At 62.6% G+C, this 21,511-nt stretch carries 15 protein-coding genes and 1 tRNA gene; 12 read left to right on the top strand and 4 right to left on the bottom strand.

Annotated features, from left to right (window positions below):
• Window positions 1-3 precede the first annotated feature (3 nt).
• Complete coding sequence (gene psaA / locus KBY85_RS05585; protein ID WP_254960522.1) at window positions 4-2,307, bottom strand: photosystem I core protein PsaA; 2,304 nt, start codon at window positions 2,305-2,307, stop codon at window positions 4-6.
• Between the two features lie 405 nt (window positions 2,308-2,712).
• Between psaA and KBY85_RS05590 the strand changes: the two genes are divergently transcribed.
• Together KBY85_RS05590 and cobJ are read left to right on the top strand one after the other, a co-directional pair.
• Window positions 2,713-4,215 (top strand): hypothetical protein, encoded by a 1,503-nt coding sequence (locus tag KBY85_RS05590; protein ID WP_254960523.1) that lies wholly within the window; start codon window positions 2,713-2,715, stop codon window positions 4,213-4,215.
• Window positions 4,212-6,035: a precorrin-3B C(17)-methyltransferase gene (cobJ, locus tag KBY85_RS05595; protein WP_254960524.1), complete on the top strand. Its 1,824-nt coding sequence runs from the start codon at window positions 4,212-4,214 to the stop codon at window positions 6,033-6,035. Before KBY85_RS05590 ends, cobJ begins: the two co-directional genes overlap by 4 nt.
• 5 nt (window positions 6,036-6,040) lie before the next feature.
• Here cobJ and KBY85_RS05600 read toward each other — a convergent pair.
• Window positions 6,041-6,114: transfer RNA gene (locus KBY85_RS05600), tRNA-Pro, on the bottom strand.
• Between the two features lie 107 nt (window positions 6,115-6,221).
• Between KBY85_RS05600 and lipA the strand changes: the two genes are divergently transcribed.
• On the top strand, window positions 6,222-7,091 hold the full coding sequence (lipA, locus tag KBY85_RS05605) for a lipoyl synthase (RefSeq protein WP_254960525.1): 870 nt from the start codon (window positions 6,222-6,224) through the stop codon (window positions 7,089-7,091).
• Here the strand turns inward: lipA and KBY85_RS05610 are convergent.
• Complete coding sequence (locus tag KBY85_RS05610) at window positions 7,088-11,686, bottom strand: glutamate synthase-related protein (protein WP_254960526.1); 4,599 nt, start codon at window positions 11,684-11,686, stop codon at window positions 7,088-7,090. The genes lipA and KBY85_RS05610 overlap by 4 nt on opposite strands.
• 162 nt (window positions 11,687-11,848) lie before the next feature.
• On the opposite strand from KBY85_RS05610, the gene KBY85_RS05615 reads away from it, so the two are divergent.
• From KBY85_RS05615 to KBY85_RS05655, 9 genes are all read left to right on the top strand, one after another.
• The gene (locus tag KBY85_RS05615; RefSeq protein WP_254960527.1) at window positions 11,849-13,591 is read left to right on the top strand and encodes a phosphodiester glycosidase family protein; all 1,743 of its coding nucleotides are present in this window, start codon (window positions 11,849-11,851) and stop codon (window positions 13,589-13,591) included.
• Between the two features lie 37 nt (window positions 13,592-13,628).
• Complete coding sequence (locus KBY85_RS05620; protein ID WP_254941763.1) at window positions 13,629-13,985, top strand: AIR synthase; 357 nt, start codon at window positions 13,629-13,631, stop codon at window positions 13,983-13,985.
• Between the two features lie 65 nt (window positions 13,986-14,050).
• Window positions 14,051-14,425, top strand: a complete 375-nt coding sequence (gene rpsL / locus KBY85_RS05625; RefSeq protein WP_106632417.1) for a 30S ribosomal protein S12 — start codon at window positions 14,051-14,053, stop codon at window positions 14,423-14,425.
• A gap of 106 nt (window positions 14,426-14,531) precedes the next feature.
• Window positions 14,532-15,002 carry a 30S ribosomal protein S7 gene (gene rpsG, locus KBY85_RS05630; RefSeq protein WP_106632418.1) on the top strand — a complete coding sequence of 157 codons (471 nt, stop codon included), beginning with the start codon at window positions 14,532-14,534 and terminating at the stop codon, window positions 15,000-15,002.
• 100 nt (window positions 15,003-15,102) lie between these two features.
• The gene (fusA, locus tag KBY85_RS05635) at window positions 15,103-17,178 is read left to right on the top strand and encodes an elongation factor G (RefSeq protein ID WP_254960528.1); all 2,076 of its coding nucleotides are present in this window, start codon (window positions 15,103-15,105) and stop codon (window positions 17,176-17,178) included.
• Between the two features lie 39 nt (window positions 17,179-17,217).
• Entirely contained in the window at window positions 17,218-18,447 is a 1,230-nt protein-coding gene (tuf, locus tag KBY85_RS05640; RefSeq protein ID WP_254960529.1) for an elongation factor Tu, read from the top strand.
• Window positions 18,448-18,571: 124 nt separating this feature from the next.
• Window positions 18,572-18,892: a 30S ribosomal protein S10 gene (rpsJ, locus tag KBY85_RS05645; protein ID WP_006910513.1), complete on the top strand. Its 321-nt coding sequence runs from the start codon at window positions 18,572-18,574 to the stop codon at window positions 18,890-18,892.
• A gap of 114 nt (window positions 18,893-19,006) precedes the next feature.
• The gene (locus KBY85_RS05650) at window positions 19,007-19,654 is read left to right on the top strand and encodes an LON peptidase substrate-binding domain-containing protein (protein WP_106632421.1); all 648 of its coding nucleotides are present in this window, start codon (window positions 19,007-19,009) and stop codon (window positions 19,652-19,654) included.
• An 8-nt stretch (window positions 19,655-19,662) separates the two neighbouring features.
• Window positions 19,663-20,646, top strand: a complete 984-nt coding sequence (locus KBY85_RS05655) for a methyltransferase domain-containing protein (protein WP_254960530.1) — start codon at window positions 19,663-19,665, stop codon at window positions 20,644-20,646.
• On the opposite strand, the gene pheA is transcribed toward KBY85_RS05655, so the two are convergent.
• Window positions 20,643-21,470 carry a prephenate dehydratase gene (pheA, locus tag KBY85_RS05660; RefSeq protein ID WP_254960531.1) on the bottom strand — a complete coding sequence of 276 codons (828 nt, stop codon included), beginning with the start codon at window positions 21,468-21,470 and terminating at the stop codon, window positions 20,643-20,645. The genes KBY85_RS05655 and pheA overlap by 4 nt on opposite strands.
• Between the last annotated feature and the right edge of the window lie 41 nt (window positions 21,471-21,511).

Below are 21,511 nucleotides of genomic sequence, written 5' to 3' on the forward strand. Positions count from 1 at the left end.
AGGTCAGCCGACCGCGACGATGCGGGCCAGGAAGAATGCCCAGGTTGTTGCAATACCGCCCAGCAAATAGTGAGCGACACCGACAGCACGGCCCTGGGTAATGGAAAGCGCCCGCGGTTGGATGGCGGGTGCAACCCTCAGCTTGTTATGAGCCCAGACGATGGACTCGATCAGCTCTTGCCAGTAGCCGCGGCCACTGAACAGGAACATCAGGCTGAAGGCCCAGATGAAGTGGGCTCCAAGGAACATCAAGCCATAAGCACTGGAACTCGAGCCGTAGCTGTTGATCACCTGTGCGGCTTGAGCCCAGAGGAAGTCCCGCAGCCAACCATTAATGGTGATGGCGCTTTGGGCAAAGTTGCCGTTGGTGATGTGCTGGACGCTGCCATCAGCGTTGACGGTGCCCCACACGTCGCTCTGCATCTTCCAGGAGAAGTGGAAAATGACGATCGACAGGGAGTTGTACATCCAGAACAGGCCAAGGAACACATGGTCCCAAGCCGACACCTGGCAGGTACCGCCACGGCCAGGGCCGTCGCAGGGGAAGCGGAAGCCCAGATTCGCCTTATCAGGGACTAGGCGGGAGCTACGCGCATACAACACACCCTTCAACAGGATCAGCACGGTGACGTGGATCGTGAAGGCGTGGATGTGGTGGACCATGAAGTCGGCCGTTCCCAAAGGAATCGGACCGGCGGCCACCTTGCCGCCCACCGCTACAACGGTGCCGTTGAACACTTCGCTCACACCAGCTAGGGCGTTGGGCGCAGTACTACCTGCAGCGGCAGCGTGAAGACCCTGAATCCACTGCGCGAAGACAGGCTTCAAGGCAATGGCGGAGTCGCTGAACATGTCTTGGGGACGCCCCAAGGCACGCATGGTGTCGTTGTGGATATAAAGGCCAAAGCTGTGGAAGCCAAGCCAGATGCACACCCAGTTGAGGTGGCTGATCAGGGCATCACGAGCTTTAAGCACCCGGTCCAGCACGTTATCGACGTGCTTGGCGGGGTCGTAATCGCGAATCATTGCGATAGAGGCGTGCGCTCCAGCACCCACAACTAAGAAACCACCGATCCACATGTGATGGGTGAAGATCGACAGCTGGGTGGGGTAATCAATCCCTATATAGGGATAGGGAGGCATCGCATACATGTGCTGGGCCACGATGATGCTCAGCGAGCCGAGCATCGCCAGGTTCACAGCCAGTTGGGCGTGCCAGCTGGTGGTCATGAACTCAAAGAGTCCGTCATGACCATTGGGAGCGGGGAACAGCAGGGGATCGCCCTTCTGGCCCTGGAGAATCTCCTTGATGCTGTGACCAATGCCCCAGTTGGTGCGATACATGTGGCCAGCCACGATGAACAACACCGCGATCGCCAAGTGGTGATGGGCGATGTCGGTCATCCAGAGGCTGCCGGTCACAGGATTCAACCCACCTTTAAAGGTGAGGAAATCGCTGTAAGCGGCCCAGTTGCCCGTGAAGAAGGCTGAAACGCCAGCCCCGAAACCGGGGAATATCTGGGCGATCACGTCCTGGTTCAGGAACTCGTGGGGCAGGGGAATGTCGGCGTAAGTGGCGATGGTTTTGCCATTGAGCGCCAGCGGCTGGCCGGCGTCGATGGCGTCCATCAGCGCGGTGGTGGGCAGGGACACATGCAGCAGGTGTCCTGTCCAGGAGAGAGATCCCAGACCGAGCAGGCCGGCCAGATGGTGGTTGAGCATCGACTCAACGTTCTGGAACCACTCGAGCTTGGGAGCCGCCTTGTGGTAATGGAAGACGCCGGCATTGAGCATCAAGCCGGCCATCACCAAAGCACCGATGGCCAGGGCCATCAGCTGGGTTTCATTGGTGATGCCCCAGGCCCTCCATACATGGAAGAGGCCGGAGGTGATCTGAATGCCGTGGAACCCGGCACCCATGTCTCCATTGAGAATTTCCTGGCCGAAAATGGGCCACACCACCTGCGCCGAAGGCTTGACGTGCAGGGGATCGGTCAACCAACCGGTGTAGTTGGAGAAGCGCGCTCCATGGAAGAAGGCGCCACTCAGCCAGATAAAGATGACGGCCAAATGGCCGAAGTGAGCTGAAAAGATCTTGCGAGAGACCTCTTCAAGGTCACTCGTGTGACTGTCGAAATCGTGAGCATTGGCGTGGAGGTTCCAAACCCAGGTGGTGGTTTTGGGACCTTTGGCAAGGCTGCGATCGAAATGGCCGGGCTTGCCGAACAGTTCGAAGGTGGCCGGAACTGGGTTCCGGTCGACCATGGCCTTCGCCTTTTCCCCACGCTCTGGTGGGCTGATGGTCATCGAGACGTTCCTCGAGGGACGGGATCGAGGTGGTGGGTCCACCCCTGCAGCAGGCCGGAGAGCCTGCCGTTGGGCCCCATGAACGACCGGCGACCGAGGCCTCCAAGCGTTCATGGGCACCAGCCGGGAAGGGGGGCCGCGAAAACGCGAAACCACTTACCACAACTGGGGCTTTGGGCCCCAATTAGGGGACCGCTCGCCGAAGTATAGGGGTCGTTTCCGAGAGGTTTTGGCCTGCAGTTACAAAGGTTCAATCCCGGCGCTTCCCAGGCCAGCACAGGGCTTTACAGAACAGAAAGAATCATCAATTTCAACCATCTTGTGGGCAGTTTTTTATTACTTAGAGAGCATCAAAAACAGCCGCCTGCCGCATCCGTTTCCCCCGGGGTGGCATCGGCCAGCAGAATGCTTCCACTACAAGCTGAGCAACCCAGCGTGGGCGCAGGCAGCGCAACCCATCCAGCTCTCCCGGGTCGCCCCGTGCGATGGCGGCAGAGATTGCTAGCGGTCCTGCTAGTGGCAGCGTTGATGTTGTTGGCTGGCTGCAACCGAGTAGCGGCTAGCCGCAGCAGCGGCCCAGCCCCAGCGCCTCTTCCAGTCCAGGGGCCAAGTGGCCTATTGCAGGAAGTCGCGCCACCTGCCGCCGTACAACAAGTTCAAGCGGCCCTGGCCGAACGCCAGCCCCAGGTATCGATCCAGATCCCTCGCGATGGAAGCGATCTGCCTGGCGGGCCGGTCAAGTTGCAAGTGCAGGTTCGTGATTGGCCCTTAGTTGATGCGGGAGTGCTCGGGCTGGGGCCTCACCTCGTGGTGCAAGTTGATGACCTACCGCCCCAACGCCTCACCACCTCACTCTCTGGGCAATTCCCAACTCGTCTGGACGCCGAACTACCGCCCCTGGGCCCGGGCAGCCATCGCCTTACCGCCTATGCGGCCAAACCCTGGGGGGAAGTGGTGAAAAGTCCAGGCGCCTGGGACCAGGTGCGGGTGAACCGGGTGGCCGCCAATCCCCTGGCCACTCCCCAGCTGGGCACACCCCAGTTGATCGGCGTAAGCACAGCAGATCTGGCCGGTCGCGAACCTGTGCTCCTCGACTGGCTGTCAATAGACGCTCCCCTTCAGGGCCTGCGCGACAACGACGGCAGCTGGCGCCTGCGGGTGACGGTCAACGGGGACAGTTTTTTGGTAGATCAGAACTCGCCACTGTGGCTCAAGGGCTGGCACAGCGGCAGCAACAGTGTGCTGATGGAGCTGGTTGATGGCAGCGGCGCCCCCCTCAACCCCCCTTTCAACACCTTGGTGAGCGAGGTGACAATTAATAGTTCCTGGCCCACGCCCAGTTGGCAGCGGGGGCGCCTGGATGCAAGCGAGTTAGCCCAGCTGCTGGGAGAGGAGCCTGCAACGCCGGCGGCTCCAGAACCAGAACCTGAACCTGAACCAGTCCCAGAAGAACCAGTAGCAGCCATAGAAATCAATCCGCCGACGGCCAGCGAGCCCCAAACCGTGGCTGAACCGTTGCCCGTAACTGAGCCCCAACCCCCACTTGAGCCCGAGGCTTCGCCGGAAACGGAACCCCTGCCGGAACCAGAACAACTTGACCCAGAACAACTACCTGACCCAGCACAACTGCCTGAGCTGGAGCCCACTGTTGAAGCTGAGTTAACCGAACCTTCTCAGCAAGATGCTCCACAAGCAGAGTCCGCACCTGTAATGCCCCCACAAGCGATCCCCGCCCCTACTCCGGCCCCCACCTCTACTGCCCCCGCCCCTAGGGCCCCCACTGATCGGCTCAGCACCTCCACCAACCTGGGGGGATCGGCCCGCAGCCAGCTGAATCCAGATGGTTCCCTGCTCAAGCCCAAGGCGCCGGGTCCCCTGGCCGGGCTGCGTCAGAAGCTAGGTACGTGAATTCACCAAACAACCGCCCCGAGCAGGCCGCGCCGCGCGCCCGCCGCTGGGGCCTGGGCTTCAGCCCTGCCAGCGCCCCCGTGCTGGACCAGCTCCTTCAGGCCGGCCTGATCGACTCCCAGGTGGGAACTGACGACCAGATCACCGCAGGGGACTGCTTAGTTGAACAGTGGTCAACGGCCAGCGGCTTTGTGATCGTTGGTGCCTGTGGCCTGGTGACCAGGCTGATTGCGCCGCTGCTCGTGAATAAAGAGCGCGATCCCGCCGTGGTGGTGGTGGATCCACAGGGTCGCTTCGCCATTCCCCTGCTGGGGGGGCACGCGGCCGGGGCCGAGCGACTGAGCCACCAGGTTGCCGCCTGCCTAGGCGGCCAGGCTGTGCTCACCGGGGCAACGGCTGCAGCAGGCTTACTGAGCCTCGACAGCTTCGGCAAAGACTGGGGTTGGCAGCGGGGGCAGGGCGATTGGAGCGCCCTGATGCGTAAGGCAGCCCATCTGGATCAACCGCTGCGGCTGGAAGCTCACCACGGCAGCCGCCGCTGGCTAGAGCTCGAAGCCGCCACCTGCCTACTGGAGCGAGCTGGTGGCTCTGGCGAGAACCCAGAGGCAGATCTGGTCGTAGATATCCACACCGGAGCTGGCTGCCGCTGGCATCCGCCGAGCCTGTGGCTAGGTATGGGCTGTGAACGCAACACCAGCCTGAGCCTGCTGGAGCGCTTGCTGGAACAGACCCTGGGCGACCAGCAATTGGCACCTGAATCCGTAGCTGGTTTAGCGAGCATCGACCGCAAGGCCGATGAACCGGCCCTGCTTGCCCTAGCGGCTAAACAAGGCTGGCCAGTGCGCTGGTTTGGGGCCGATTCCCTAGCGGCAGTGCCGGTGCCCACCCCATCGGCAGCGGTGGCCAAGGAGATGGGCACCGCCAGCGTGGCCGAGGCCGCAGCCCTGCTGGCAGCTGGCCCCGCAGCCCAATTGCTGCAAACCAAGCGCATCGAGCATGCCAACCCAGGCGAGCTCGGGGCAGCCACCCTGGCGGTGGCTCTGGCCGAGAGTCAATGGGCTCCCGAGCGGGGCCAGCTGCACCTGGTGGGCAGTGGCCCGGGCAGCCTGGAGCTGCTCACTGCGGATGCGCGCCGCGCCCTGGCGGAAGCCACGGTGTGGGTGGGCTACGGCCTCTACCTCGACCTGCTTGAACCGCTGCGACGACCTGATCAGCTGCGCTGGAACGGCCAACTCACCGAGGAGCGGGCCCGCTGCGCCCTGGCTCTGGAGCTAGCGAGCCAGGGGCTAAATGTGGCCCTGGTCTCTTCTGGCGACAGCGGCATCTACGCCATGGCCGGCCTGGCCTTGGAGCTTTGGCTGGCCAGCCCAGCCGATGTCCGGCCCAGCTTCAGCGTGCATCCGGGCATCTCGGCCCTGCAACTCGCCGCTGCCAAGGCCGGAGCTCCCTTGATGCACGATTTCTGCACCATCAGCCTCAGCGACCGACTCACCCCTTGGGAAGTGATCGAAAAGCGGCTGCAAGCAGCGGCTGCGGGGGACTTTGTAGTAGCCCTCTACAACCCCCGCTCCCTGGGCCGCGACTGGCAACTGGCCAGAGCCAGAGAGCTGCTGCTGGAGGGCCGGCCGGCCTCAACACCGGTAGCCCTGGCCCGCCAACTAGGGCGAGCCAATGAAGCCGTCAGCCTGCACAGCCTGGGCGAATTACCGGTGGAGCAAGTGGACATGCTTACCCTGGTGCTGATTGGCAATAGCAGCAGCTATGCCAAAGACGGACGCTTGGTGACCCCCAGGGGTTACCCAGGAGCCGAACTCAGCTGAAAAAATCGGGATGACAGGATTCGAACCTGCGGCCCCTTCGTCCCGAACGAAGTGCGCTACCAAGCTGCGCCACATCCCGATGAGGGGAGTTTAGGGGATCAACTCGGCTGTAGGCCTTGACCTGCCGGTGGCTTCCTAAAGTTGGATCTAGCCCTTCTTCTGGCCCCCCGGGGCCCTACTGGCGCCTTGCTCAAACCCGACTGGCTGCGCGTCAAGGCCCCCCAGCGGGAGCGCATCGGCGAGGTGGCAGACCTGCTGCAGGATCTCAAGCTCAACACCGTCTGCCAGGAGGCCAGCTGCCCCAACATCGGCGAGTGCTTTGCCGGCGGCACGGCCACCTTCTTGATCATGGGGCCGGGCTGCACCCGCGCCTGCCCCTACTGCGACATCGACTTCGACAAGAGCGTGCGGGAGCTCGACCCCAGCGAACCTGAACGGCTGGGGGAAGCGGTGGCACGCCTGGGCCTGAGCCACGTGGTGATCACCTCGGTGAACCGCGATGACCTGGCCGATGGCGGCGCCAGCCAGTTTGTGGCCTGCATTGAGCAAGTGCGCCAGCGCTCACCATTCACCACGATCGAGCTGCTGATCCCCGATTTCTGCGGCAACTGGGATGCCCTGGCCACCGTGATGGAAGGCGCCCCTGAGGTGCTCAACCACAACATCGAAACCGTGCCCAGGCTTTACAAAAAAGCCAGGCCCCAGGGCATCTACGAGCGCTCCCTGGAGCTGCTGGAGAGGGTGCGCGAGGGCTGGCCGCGCACTTACACCAAATCCGGCCTGATGACGGGCTTGGGTGAGAGCGACGTTGAGGTGAAAGAGGTGATGGCCGATCTACGCCGCCACCAGGTGGACATCGTCACCATCGGCCAGTACCTCTCGCCAGGCCCCAAACATCTGCCAGTGGATCGCTTCGTGACCCCAGAGCAATTTGCGGCGTTCAAGCAGCACGGTGAGCAGGAGCTCGGCTTCCTGCAGGTGGTAAGCAGCCCGCTCACCCGCAGCAGCTATCACGCCGGCGAGGTGCAGCGGCTGATGCGGGAGTATCCGCGCTAAGCCAGCGCAGCCTCCCGTTCCGCCAGGCCCACGGTGGTCTTCTCGCTGGGGGGAACCAGCAGCTTGAACTGGGCCTTCCAGGTGGACCAATCGGCCAGTATGGCGGCGGCCATGGCGCTGCCGGTGGCGTCGAGATGGGCCTGCAGCAGGGGCTTGATCAGGGCCTCCTGCTCGGGGGTTGTGAGCTCAGCGATGGCCACTATCTCCGGGTTCACCCGCTCCGCCAAGCCGCCGCTCTCATCAAGGATGAAGGCCACACCACCGGTCATGCCGGCGGCAACGTTGCGACCGGTGCTGCCCAGCACCACCACCACCCCACCGGTCATGTATTCGCAGCAGTGGTCGCCGGCGCCCTCCACCACGGTTTTGGCCCCGCTGTTGCGCACGCCAAAGCGCTCACCGGCGCGGCCTAGGGCGAAGAGCTCTCCACCTGTGGCGCCATAGAGACAGGTGTTGCCCAGGATCACCTGGTTACCAGGGTCGTTGACGCCGGCAGGGGGCACCACGGTGAGGCGTCCGCCATTGAGGCCCTTGCCCACATAGTCGTTGGCTTCACCCACCAGGCGCACGTTCATGCCCTGGAGCACGAAGGCCCCGAAGCTCTGGCCGGCTGCCCCCTCATAGGTGAGGTCGAGCTGGCCACCGAAGCCCTTGTTGCCGTGGCGAGCGGCAATCTCACCGGAGAGGCGGGCGCCCACGCTGCGATCTGTGTTCACAATCGCCAGGGTGCGGGCCACGCGGCCGTGGCCCTCGATAGCCGCCAGCACCTCAGCATCGGCCAGCAGCTGATCTTCCAGGATTTGTCCATTGCCATGGGCCTGGGCGTCGTGCAGAAGCCAGCTGCGATCAGCAACGGCGGGGATCGGGTCAATCAGGCAAGAGAGATCAAGGGCGCTGGTTTTGGCGAGAGCCACGGCCCGGGGCTGCAGCAATTCACTGCGGCCGATGAGCTCTTCGAGCCGGGCCACGCCAAGCACGCTCAGCAGCTGACGCACCTCCTCGGCAACAAACAGGAAGAAATTCACCACGTGCTCGGGCACGCCGGGGAAGCGCTTGCGCAGGTTTTCTTTCTGGGTAGCCACGCCCACCGGGCAGTTATTGGTGTGGCAAACGCGGGCCATGATGCAGCCTTCGGCAATCATCGCCACCGAGCCGAAGCCGTATTCCTCAGCGCCCAGCAGGGCGGCAATGATCACGTCCCAGCCGGTTTTGAGGCCGCCATCGGCCCGCAGCAGCACCCGATGGCGCAAGCCGTTCTCCAGCAGCGACCGGTGCACCTCAGTGAGGCCTAGCTCCCAGGGGCTGCCGGCATGTTTGATCGAGCTGAGCGGTGAAGCGCCCGTGCCACCGTCGTGGCCGGAGATCTGAATCACATCGGCGTTGGCCTTGGCCACACCAGCAGCGATGGTGCCGATGCCGATCTCGGCCACCAGCTTCACGCTCACCTTGGCGGCGGGGTGCACCTGGTGCAGGTCGTGGATCAGTTGGGCCAGATCCTCGATTGAATAGATGTCGTGATGGGGAGGCGGCGAAATCAGGGCCACACCGGCCTTGCTGTTGCGCAGCCAGGCGATGTAGGGATCAACCTTCGGACCAGGCAGCTGGCCGCCCTCACCCGGCTTGGCCCCCTGGGCCACCTTGATCTCCAGCTGGCGGCCACTGCGCAGATATTCGGGGGTCACACCGAAGCGCCCTGAGGCGATCTGCTTAATGGCGGAGCAGGCGGTATCACCGTTGCGCAGGCCATTGAGGCTGGGCAAGGTCGGCGAATGACCGTCGCCGTCCACATCGCTGAGCAACCCGAAGCGGGCCGGATCCTCGCCGCCCTCACCGCTGTTGCTCTTGCCGCCGATGCGGTTCATGGCGATGGCTAACACCTCGTGGGCCTCGCGCGAGAGGGCCCCCAAGCTCATGCCGCCGGTGCAAAAGCGACTGCAGATGCTCTCCACGCTCTCCACCTGCTCGATCGGCAGCGGGGCGAGAGCGGGCTTGAGTTCCAGCAGGTCCCTCAGGGCCGTGACTGGCCGGTGCTCCAGCAGGGTTTTGTAAGTGGAGAAGTGGTCGTAGCCGGGGCCCGCCTTGACGGCGGCATGCAGGGCTTTGGCCATCTCCGGGCTATTGAGGTGATACTCGCCGCCAGTGCGGTACTGCACGAAGCCCATGAACTCGAGCTTGGTGCGGTGGAGCTCGGGGAAGGCCTTGGCATGGAAGCTGAGGGTTTCGCTGGCCAGCTCGCCCAAGCTGAGGCCAGCCACCCGGCTGGTGGTGCCACTGAAGGCAAGCTGGATCAGATCGGCGCCAAGGCCGATGGCTTCGAAGATCTGGGCGCCGTGATAGCTGGCCAGCAGGGAAATGCCGATCTTGGAGAGAATCTTGCGCAGGCCGTCTTCTAGGGCCTTGCGCACATTTGCCTGCACCTGATCGGGGCTGAGCGCCGGCAACTTGCCGGTTTCGATCAGCTTCTGCACCCGGGGGTGGGCTAGCCAGTGGCGGCTGGTTTCCCAGGTAAGCCAGGGGCAAACGGCACTGGCGCCATAACCGATCAGGCAGGCCAGGTGGTGAGTGCTCCAGCACTGGGCCGTTTCCACCACCAGGGAAGCCTGCAGGCGCAAGCCCAGGTTGAGCAGGTGGTGATGCACCGCGCCCACAGCCAGCAGCGGTGGAATGGTGGCCGTGGTGGCATTGATCCCACCAGCCTCGCCGCCCCGATCGCTCAGCACCAGGATCTGGCTGCCGGCGCGCACGGCCGCCTCGGCAGAGCTGCGCAGGCGCTGAACCGCAAGCTCGAGACCTCCGGGGCCGTCGGTGACGGCCATCAGCGTGGAAAGGGTGGTGGTGGGCAGGCCCTGCCGGCCAACCTCCGCAAGCTCCGCCTCATTGAGGATCGGACTGGCCAGGTGCAGCACCGCCGCCGAGGCAGCTTCGGGGCGCAGCGGCGAGCCCCGCCTGCCCAGATGCATCTCCAGGCTCATCACCAGCTTTTCCCGCAGGGGATCGATCGGCGGGTTGGTGACCTGGGCGAAGCGCTGCTTGAAGTAGTCGTAGAGGAGGTGGGGCTTGTCTGAAAGCACCGCCAAGGGAATGTCGTCGCCCATGCAATAGGTGGGCTCTTTAGCCGCGCCGGCCATGTCCTCGATCACCAGCTCGAAGTCTTCGGCGGTGAAGCCAAAGGCCGTTTGCTGTTGCAGCAGCTCCAGATCTCCCAGCTGACGCTCCTTGGTCCAGGGCTGGGGAACGAGGTTGCGACGATGCTGCGCCAACCAGTCACCGTAGGGATGGCGGGCGGCAGCCTCGGCCTTCACCTCCCAATTGCGCAGCAGGCGGCCCTGCTCCAGATCCACCGCCAGCATCTGGCCAGGGCCGAGGCGACCCTTTTCGATGATCCGGCTCTCCTCAAGCTCGACCACACCGGTTTCTGAGCCCATCACCACAAAACCGTCGCTGGTGATGCAGTAGCGGGCGGGGCGCAGGCCGTTGCGATCGAGGGTGGCTCCCACGCAGCGGCCATCGGCGAACACCAGCAGGGCCGGACCATCCCAGGGCTCCTGGGTGCAGGCGGAATACTCGTAAAACGACTGGATATCGGGCTTATCTGCCAGCTCGGGCTGGTCGCGGAAAGCTTCTGGCACCAGGGTGAGCAGGCTCTCGGTGATCGGCCGGCCGCTGCGCACCAGCAGCTCAAGGGTGGCGTCGAGGTTGGCGGAATCGCTGAAGGCGGGGTTCACCACTGGCTTCAGTTCTGCAGCCGCCTCCCCCCAGACCGCATCGAGATTTGCTTCCGAAGCCCTTGCCCAGTTGAGGTTGCCCAACAAAGTATTGATCTCGCCGTTGTGACCCAGCAGCCGCATGGGCTGGGCTAGGGGCCAGCGGGGCAGGGTGTTGGTGCTGAAACGGCGGTGATACACCGCAAAGCTCACGGCAAAGCGTGCATCGCGCAAGTCGCCATAGAAAGCAGACAGCACCGCTGAGCGCACCATGCCCTTGTAGACAACAGTTCGGCTGCTCAGGGAAGCGAAATAGAGCTCACCAGGCCCTGGCCCCCAAACGGCGCGGGCCCGATCGCCGCAACGGCGGCGCAGCCTGAATAGCAACGCTTCCAGATCGTCACCGGCTTGGTCTGCGGCAATTAGCCACTGCTCAATGGCAGGAGCGGTCTGGCGGGCCAGGGAGCCGAGAACAGATGCATCCAGAGGGACTGCACGCCATCCCAGGCTGCCCAAGCCCAGCTTGGCGGCCTCATCTTCACAGAAAAGTTTTGCCTGCTCGCGCTTTGCAGCATCGGCTGGCAGGAAAACCATGCCCAGCCCGCGAGCCGCTCCCTTCGCTGCCGCCGCCTCAGGCCATACCTCTTCTAAATAGCTCCAGGGGATGCCGCAGAGCACCCCGGCCCCATCGCCGGAATCACCATCGCCACCGCAACCGCCGCGGTGCTCCATGCAGTCAAGGCCGCGCAGGGCCTGCTGCAGCACCCAGTGGCTGGCTTCGCCCTGAAGATTGGCCAGAAAGCCCACACCACAGGCGTCCTTTTCGCCAGCGACAGCGGTCGGCGCAGCGCTATCGCAATGGGGCCAAACAGGGCGAGAGAAGTGAGGCATAACCCGAGACGGTCCGGCAGTTGATCTGTCAGGGCAGCGCCGCTAACACCCACAGGTGCTGGCAGCAGCAGAGCAGCTGATCCTAGGGATGCACATCCTCAAAGCAGTGCGCCCAAACCCTTAAAGAGGGCTAGCTTTCAAGGCTGTCGGCCAGGCTGGCCCATGGCCTCTACTGCATTCCTGGCTGGCTGGCTCCTAGTTCTGTGCCTGCCAGGGGTTGGCCAGGCCATGCCGATTACGCCGCCACCGCCGCCGCCTCTTGTTCCAATCGGTGCGGCCGCCACAACTGAGCGCCAGGGCAGCAGTATCCGCATTAATGGCCGGCTCCAGAGCGCCCGCTGGCTCTGGGTTAGGGGCTTGGGCGACACGCCCCAACAACTGTGGATCCCCCTAGAGGTGCTCGAGAACCAGCTCGGAGTCACCAGCCGCAGCCGCAGCGATGGCGCTCTGGAGCTGGAGTGGTTTGGCCAGGAACTCAAGGTGCCCGCCAGCGCCCAGCGCAGCCTCGAAGACGAAGTAGCGGTAGACGTGAGCAGCCTGTTTGGCCGCGTCGGCGTGGGCCTACGCCACGAGGGCAGCCTGCTCAGCCTGGAGCTGGCCAGGCCCCAGCTGCTCCAGGTGCGCAGCTCAAACCCTGGCCCCGTCAAGCGCATCGTGCTCGACCTGGGTGGCCCGGCGGCCATTGGTAGAGACGACGCCGGACTGGTGGTTGACCTGCTCAGCCGCAGTGACCAACAAACCCTGCTGGGGAGCCTGGGCCTCCAGGCCCGGCAGGACAGCGCTGGGCTGAGGCTCAAACCCTCCGCAGCCAAATTGACGCGGGTATTCAGCCTGGGCGAACCCAACCGGGTGGTGATCGAGTGGCTGGATCAGGGGGCCGCTAGCCGCACTGACAGTCCAGCCCCGATCGATCCGCGCCTGCAGGCCCTACTTGGCAAAGAACTTCAGTGGGATCGCCTGGTGCGCCAGGGGGTGCGCATCAATGCGATCCGCATTGATCCACTTAAGGCCTCACTGCAGCTGCGGCCCCTGGCCAGACCTGGAGGCATGGAGGGCCTCAGCTCCCTGGTGCAGCTCGCCAACCAGCAGCAGGCCTGGGTAGCGATCAATGGGGGTTACTTCAACCGGGTAAGGCGCCTGCCCTTGGGAGCTCTCAAACAAGACGGCCGCTGGCTTTCCGGACCAATTTTGAACCGGGGAGTCGCCGCCTGGGACGGGCGAACCATGCCCCGCTTTGGCCGGCTACAGCTTTCAGAGTGGGTTGTGGGCCCCGGAGCTCTGCGTCTACCGGTCGCCGTTGTCAACAGTGGCTACGTGCAGCGAGGTATCAGCCGCTATACCGCCGACTGGGGGCCCAACTACCGAGCCCTGAGTGGCTCTGAGACTGGCTTGTTAATCCAAGGGGGCCTGGTGCGAAAGCAGCTTGGCCCCTCCGAATTGGATGCGGGTGTGGCGCTACGGGGCGATGACCTGCTGCTGGTGGGAAGGGGCGGAGCGGAGCTGCCCTGGGGCTTAGGCGATCGGCTCCAGATCGAAAGCCGCCCCAGCAGCAACCTCGGCCTCGCAACACACGTGATTGGCGGGGGGCCATTGCTGTTGCAGGCAGGCCGCATCGTGCTCAATGGCGCCGCCGAAAACTTCAGTTCCGCCTTCCTCAGCCAAGGAGCACCCCGCACCGTGCTGGCCAGAGACGACCGCCAGATTTGGCTGATCACCCTGGAGGGGATCCAGGACAGCGGCCCCTCCCTGGGGGAAACCGCCGCGCTGCTGCAACAGCTAGGCCTGCAAGATGCCCTAAATCTCGATGGCGGCAGCTCCACCGGGCTGGTGCTGGGGGGTTCCCTGCAGGTGAAAGGTCGGGGTGTGGCCGGATCAGTTCACAACGGTGTCGGCCTAGTGCCGTGAGAAAGCTGCCAAAATTAGTTCAGATATGCAGACCCCCATGGCCAAGGCGCACAGCCTGCGCGTGACCGCCGCCGCCGCCGCCGAGCTGGGCCGCCACGCGGCTGTGGCGGGCACCCCCGGGATGATGCATCTGGATTTAGTTGATGGGCGCTGTGAGCGCTGGGCGATTCGATTGCGCCCCGGCCACCTGGCGGGCACGCCGGTTGCTCGCGCCGATGGCATCACCCTTTATGCGCCAGCAGAGCAACTGAACCTGCTGAGCGGCCTGAGCCTGGACTACCGGGGTGACATCAGCGGCGGCGGCTTTTTGGTACGTCCAGGCGAAGGCACGGTGAGTTGCGCCTGCGGCACTGCATTCAGCCGCTTAGGAGGAGGGCGACAGGCGACCCAGTAAGGTGGCGGATTGTCGAAATCGGTCGGACGTCCGACCAATATTCTCCGACCAGACCCCGGTCCTCGATGCCCACCATTCAGCAGCTAATCCGTACTGAGCGCCAGAGTCTTTCTCGGAAGACCAAGTCGCCCGCCCTACGCGCTTGTCCCGAGCGCCGCGGTGTGTGCACACGCGTGTACACCTCCACCCCCAAGAAGCCGAATTCGGCCCTGCGCAAGGTCGCTCGGGTGCGTCTCACCTCTGGCTTTGAGGTGACCGCCTACATCCCCGGCATTGGACACAACCTTCAGGAGCACTCTGTGGTTCTGATCCGGGGTGGACGCGTCAAGGATCTGCCTGGCGTCCGCTATCACATCATCCGCGGCACCTTGGACACCGCGGGCGTCAAGGACCGTCGCCAGTCCCGTTCCAAGTACGGCGCCAAGACGCCAAAGAGCTGAAACCGCCTAGCTCAGCGTGACCAGCCGCTGAGCAGCAACTTCAGCAAAGGGCGTCACCGATGCCCGCTCCATTCCCTTCCCCTAGTTCTCCCCGCTCCGGTCGACCATGTCTCGCCGCAATGCCGCCGAGAAGCGCCCAGTGCTTCCCGACCCCCAATTCAACAGCCGCCTGGCCTCCATGATCGTGGCCCGGCTCATGAAGCACGGCAAAAAGTCCACGGCGCAGCGCATCCTTTCGGATGCCTTCTCCCTGATCAACGACCGCACCGGTACTGATCCCCTGGAGCTGTTTGAGACAGCTGTACGCAATGCCACCCCTTTGGTTGAGGTTCGTGCCCGCCGGGTTGGCGGTGCCACTTACCAGGTGCCGATGGAAGTTCGCCAGGAGCGCGGTACAGCCATGGCTCTGCGCTGGCTGGTGAATTTCTCCCGCGCCCGCAACGGTCGCAGCATGGCCCAGAAATTGGCCGGTGAGCTGATGGATGCAGCCAACGAAGCCGGTAGCGCGGTTCGCAAGCGGGAAGAGACCCACAAGATGGCTGAAGCCAACAAGGCTTTCGCCCACTACCGCTACTGATCCTGCCTGAAACTGCTGAAGCCCAGGGCGACTTCAGCCTCTACAGACCCGGTCTGTAGAGTGACGCTCACGTTTTGTTGACCTTTCGGAGACCTCCCCCGTGGCCCGCGCCTTTCCACTGGAACGCGTAAGAAATATTGGTATTGCCGCCCACATCGATGCGGGCAAAACCACGACGACTGAACGGATTCTGTTCTATTCAGGCGTTGTCCACAAGATGGGCGAGGTCCACGACGGTGCAGCGGTGACCGACTGGATGGAGCAGGAGCGGGAGCGTGGGATCACGATCACCGCAGCTGCCATTTCCACCACTTGGAAAGACAACCGCATCAACATCATCGACACCCCCGGGCACGTCGACTTCACCATCGAGGTGGAGCGTTCGATGCGGGTCCTGGACGGAGTGGTCGCTGTCTTCTGCGCCGTTGGTGGCGTTCAGCCTCAGTCAGAAACCGTTTGGCGTCAGGCTGACCGCTACAACGTGCCCCGGATCGTGTTCGTCAACAAGATGGACCGGACCGGTGCCGACTTCCTCAAGGTCTACGAGCAAATCAAGGATCGACTCAAAGCCAATGCTGCCCCGATCCAACTGCCGATCGGAGCCGAGGGAGATCTGAAGGGAATTATTGACCTTGTGCGCAACAAGGCGATTATTTACACGAATGATCTCGGCACCGACATCATTGAGAGTGAAATTCCTGAAAACATGGTTGAAGAGGCTAAAAAGTGGCGCCTCAAGTTGATGGAAACGGTCGCTGAGTCCGTCGAAGACTTAATCGATCCCTTCCTGGAAAATGGCGAGCTCACCGAAGAGCAGCTGGTCAAAGGCATCCGCCAAGCCACCATCCATCATGGCTTAGTGCCCATTGTTTGTGGCTCAGCCTTTAAAAATAAGGGCGTTCAGCTGGTGCTAGACGCAGTGGTTGACTACCTACCAGCACCAGTTGATCTACCTCCCATCACTGGCCTACTGGCAGATGGCAGCGAGGCAAACCGCTCCTGCGAAGACAGCGCACCATTTAGTGCGTTGGCCTTCAAAGTAATGGCTGACCCCTACGGCAAGCTTACTTTTGTACGCATCTACTCCGGGGTACTCAATAAAGGCAGCTACGTACTCAACTCCACCAAGGACAAGAAGGAGCGCATTTCCCGCTTGATCCTGCTCAAGGCTATTGACCGCGAAGAGGTGGACGAGCTCCGTGCAGGTGATCTTGGAGCAGTCTTGGGCCTTAAAGACACCACCACTGGAGACACACTTTGCATCGAATCTGACCCGATCATCCTCGAATCGCTCTTCATCCCAGAGCCAGTGATCTCGGTGGCTGTCGAGCCAAAAACCAAGGGTGATATGGAGAAGCTTTCCAAAGCTCTTCAGTCACTTTCAGAAGAAGACCCCACTTTCCGGGTCTCCACCGATCCAGAAACCAGCCAGACAGTTATTGCTGGCATGGGAGAACTCCACCTTGAAATCCTGGTGGATCGGATGCTGCGCGAATTTAATGTTCAAGCAAATATCGGCGCTCCGCAGGTGTCCTATCGCGAAACCATTCGCACCAGCTCCAAAGGGGAAGGGAAATATGCTCGTCAGACTGGTGGCAAAGGTCAATACGGCCACGTAGTGATCGAAATGGAGCCAGGCGAGCCAGGCACAGGATTCGAATTCGTCAATAAAATTATTGGTGGCATCGTTCCGAAGGAGTACATCGGTCCCGCAGAAGCTGGTATGAAGGAGACCTGTCAATCCGGTGTGATTGCTGGTTTCCCCATGATCGACGTCAGGGCAACTATGGTTGACGGTTCCTACCACGACGTCGACTCCTCGGAGATGGCGTTTAAAATCGCCGGATCCATGGCCTTCAAAGACGCCGTCAAGAAGTGCAATCCCGTACTCCTTGAGCCAATGATGAAGGTGGAAGTCGAGATCCCCGAGGATTACCTTGGGTCGGTCATCGGCGACCTTTCATCCCGTCGTGGCCAGGTCGAAGGGCAGTCCATTGACAAAGGTCAGTCCAAAGTCCAAACAAAAGTGCCCCTGGCCGAAATGTTCGGCTACGCCACCCAGCTCCGATCCATGACCCAGGGTCGGGGTATTTTCTCGATGGAGTTCAGCCATTACGAGGAAGTTCCTCGCAATGTGGCTGAGGCCATCATCTCCAAGAATCAGGGCAATTCCTGATCACTCCTCTACCCACTAACCCCCCGATTCTTTCTACTCATGGCACGCGAGAAGTTCGAAAGGAACAAACCCCACGTCAACATTGGCACCATCGGCCACGTTGACCACGGCAAAACCACCCTCACGGCTGCCATCACCAACGTGTTGGCGTCCCAGGGCATGGCCAAGGCCCAGGCCTACGACGAAATCGATGGTGCTCCTGAGGAGAAAGAGCGGGGCATCACTATCAACACGGCGCACGTCGAGTACGAGACCGTCAAGCGTCACTACGCTCACGTGGACTGCCCCGGCCACGCTGACTACGTCAAGAACATGATCACCGGTGCCGCCCAGATGGACGGCGCGATCCTGGTAGTAGCCGCGACCGACGGGCCGATGGCCCAGACCAAGGAGCACATCCTCCTTGCCAAACAGGTCGGCGTTCCCGCCCTAGTGGTGTTCCTGAACAAGAAGGACATGGTCGACGACGAGGAAATCCTCGAGCTTGTCGAACTGGAAATGCGCGAGCTGCTCAGCAGCTACGACTTCCCTGGCGATGACATCCCCGTAGTGCCAGGTTCAGCCCTGAAGGCCCTGGAATATATCCAAGCTGGCAACAAGGCCGAGCGCGGTGCCAACGAGTGGGTTGACAAGATTCTCGACTTAATGGACGCCGTCGACGAGTCGATTCCTGAGCCCGAGCGCGAAGTCGACAAGCCCTTCCTGATGGCAATCGAGGACGTTTTCTCGATCACCGGTCGTGGCACCGTGGCAACTGGCCGTATCGAACGCGGCAAGGTCAAGGTTGGCGAAACCGTTCAAATCGTCGGCATCCGCGACACCCGCGAGACCACTGTCACCGGCGTGGAAATGTTCCGCAAGCTGCTCGAAGAGGGTTTGGCTGGCGACAACTGTGGACTACTGCTGCGCGGCATCCAGAAAGAGGACATCGAGCGCGGTATGGTGCTGGTGAAGCCCAACTCCATCAAGCCCCACACCAAATTCGAAGGTGAGGTCTACGTGCTGAAGAAGGAAGAAGGCGGCCGCCACACCCCCTTCTTTGCTGGCTATCGCCCTCAGTTCTACATCCGTACAACTGACGTGACCGGCCAGATCACGGCCTTCACCTCTGACGACGGCGCCAACGTCGAAATGGTGATGCCCGGTGACCGCATCAAGATGACCGGCGAGCTGATCTGCCCCGTTGCCATTGAGCAAGGCATGCGCTTCGCCATCCGCGAAGGCGGCCGCACCATCGGTGCAGGCGTGGTTTCCAAGATCATCGCCTGATCCTGAGGTAGGTTTTTGGGGTGGGACCTATTTGGGTCTCCACCCCACCTGCCGCTCCTCGACAATCCAGCTCCACCAGCCACCCGGGCGTTCCGCCCAGGAGCTTCCTGACGCCTGATCTGACATGTCCACAGCCATTGCCCAGCAGAAGATCCGCATTCGCCTCAAGGCGTTTGATCGCCGGATGCTTGATCTCTCCTGCGAAAAAATCATCGAAACTGCCGACCACACCGCCGCAACGGCGATCGGCCCCATTCCGCTGCCAACCAAGCGCAAGATCTACTGCGTGCTGCGCTCGCCCCACGTCGACAAAGACTCCCGCGAGCACTTCGAAACCCGTACCCATCGGCGCATCATCGATATCTACAGCCCTTCGGCAAAGACCATCGACGCACTGATGAAGCTTGACCTACCCAGCGGCGTTGATATTGAAGTCAAGCTCTGAGCCCAATCTCGGGTAATCCTGCCTGAACAGTCGCTGACTGAAGCCGGCCCCTGTCACGCCAACGCGTGGCAGGGGCATTTTTTCTAGGATGCTCTTGCATCTCCTGTTAAAGCCATGGGCGAGCTGGCCGTAAGGGAGCTGCCGCTGTTTCCCTTGCCCGACGTGGTGCTCTTCCCCCAGGAAGTATTGCCACTTCATATTTTTGAGCCCCGCTACCGGATGCTGCTGCGCACCGTGATGGCCGGAGACCAGCGCTTCGGAGTTGTGCGTTGGGACCCCCAAAACCAGACCATGGCCGATGTGGGCTGCTGTGCCGAGATCCTGCACTGCCAGACCCAGGACGACGACCACAGCAACATTGTGACCATGGGGCAACAGCGTTTTCGCGTACTCGACATCGTGCGTGAGGCGCCCTTTCGGGTGGGAATGGTGAGCTGGATTGAGGATGAACCCGAGACGAGCCATGCGGAGCTGGCTGCGTTAGCGGGCGATGTCGGCCAGGCCCTGCGGGATGTGGTGGAACTCACCGGCAAGCTGATTGGCAAACCGGCCAGCCTGCCCAACGACCTGCCCGACCTGCCCCGGGAGCTGTCGTTCTGGATCGGAGCCCACCTAGGTGGCCCCGTGGCCGACCACCAGCAGGCCCTGCTGGAGATCACTGACACCAGCGAGCGCCTGCGCCAGGAATACGAACTGCTGGACCAGACCAGGAGGCAGTTGGCGGCACGCACCGTGCTCAAAGACACCTTCCAGCCCCAATAACTCCTGCCATGACCGTCCTGAGCTGGCCCCTGGCCGCCGCCATCGGGGCAGGAGCCCTTGGCTGCCTAGCCGTCGCCCTATCAGCGCGCCTCTGGTTGAAACGCCGGCGGCGTTATGAATCATCTGCAAGCGTCGCAGACGCCTACGACCGCTGGACCAATGACCAGCTGCTGGAGCGGCTCTGGGGGGACCATATCCACCTGGGCTACTACCTCCAAAGTGGTAGCGGCAGGTCGCGCCACCAGGATTTCCGAGTTGCCAAAGAAACCTTCGTCCATGAACTGGCGCGCTGGAGCGGCCTCGACCAACTGCCCCGCGGCTCCACCGTGCTGGATGTGGGCTGCGGCATTGGCGGCAGCGCCCGCATCCTGGCGAGGGACTATGGACTGAACGTCCTGGGTATCAGCATCAGCCCGGCCCAGATCGCCCGGGCCACAGCCCTAACTCCAGCCGGCCTCAGCTGCCGCTTTGCGGTGATGGATGCCCTCGCCCTGGAAATTGCCGACGCCAGCGTTGATGCCGTCTGGAGTGTGGAGGCCTGTCCCCATATGCCCGACAAGCAGCGCTACGCCGATGAGTTGTTGCGGGTGCTCAAACCTGGCGGCCTGCTGGCTGTAGCTGACTGGAACCGGCGCGATCCGACCGATGGCGCCATGGATCGGCGAGAGCGCTGGGTGATGCGTCAGTTGCTTGAACAGTGGGCCCACCCTGAATTCGCCAGTATCCGCGGACTGCAAAAGCATCTCGAGCAAAGTCAGCAGGCTGGTGGCATGACAATCGAAACCGGCGACTGGACCAGCGCCACCCTGCCCTCCTGGATCGAATCGATCTTTGAGGGCGTACGCCGGCCCGGCGCCATCCTGGGACTGGGTCCCGCCGCAGTTCTGCAAGGCCTACGCGAAACACCCACGATCCTGCTGATGCGTTGGTCCTTCGCCACCGGACTGATGCAATTTGGCGTCTTTCGCGGTCGCAAACCCAGCCAGGCCTAAGCGAGGTTGGTGACTGGGTAGGCCCCAAATAGGGCTAGGTGCTCGCAAAGGGGCGCCAGCTCAGCAAGGGCTGCCTCCAGAGGGGTCGATCCATCGGGAAGCTCCAGATCAACGAAAAATATGTACTCACCCATCTCCCGCTTTGATGGGCGCGACTCGATTCGGCCCATGTTGAGCCCGCGCTGGGCAAAGCAGCCCAGGGCTTCGAGCAGGGCCCCTGGCTGGTTGGAGTGCAGGGAGAAGGCGAGGCTTGCCATCGGACCCTGCGAGGAGCGGGGTCCCCGCCGCAGCAACAGGAAGCGGGTGCAGTTGCCCGCCACATCATTGATCGGGTAGGCCAGCTCCAGCAGGCCATGCTCCGTGCCGGCCTGCTGGGAGGCGATCGCCGCGCGGAAGCGGCTGCCCGCCACCATGCGGGCCGCCTCCGCCGTGGAGCTGGTGGGCAACTGCAGGGCCTGGGGCAGGTGTTCCGACAGCCACTGGCTGCACTGGGCCAGGGCCTGGGGATGGGACAACACCTCACTCACACCCGTAATCGGGCCGCTGCCAAGCAGGGCATGGCGGATCGGCAGCACCAGGGCCCGGGCGACGCTGAGATCCGGATGCTCCCAGAGCGCGTCCAGGCAGGCCGTCACCCCCCCCTCCACTGAATTCTCGACAGGCACGACTGCCGCATCACAGGTGCCATGGGCTAGGGCCTGAACAACGGCCCGAATACCTGGCTGAGGCACCAATTCAGGGTTGGCGACACCTTCCAACTCGGCCAGTTGCCGGGTTGCCTGCTCGCCGTAGGTGCCGGCCGGCCCGAGGAAGGCAAAACGCATCGTTTCCGAAACCGAGGAGAGGCCATCGAGTGGTGACCGAT

This window comes from Cyanobium sp. BA5m-10 (genome assembly GCF_024346255.1).
GTDB lineage: Bacteria > Cyanobacteriota > Cyanobacteriia > PCC-6307 > Cyanobiaceae > Cyanobium_A > Cyanobium_A usitatum.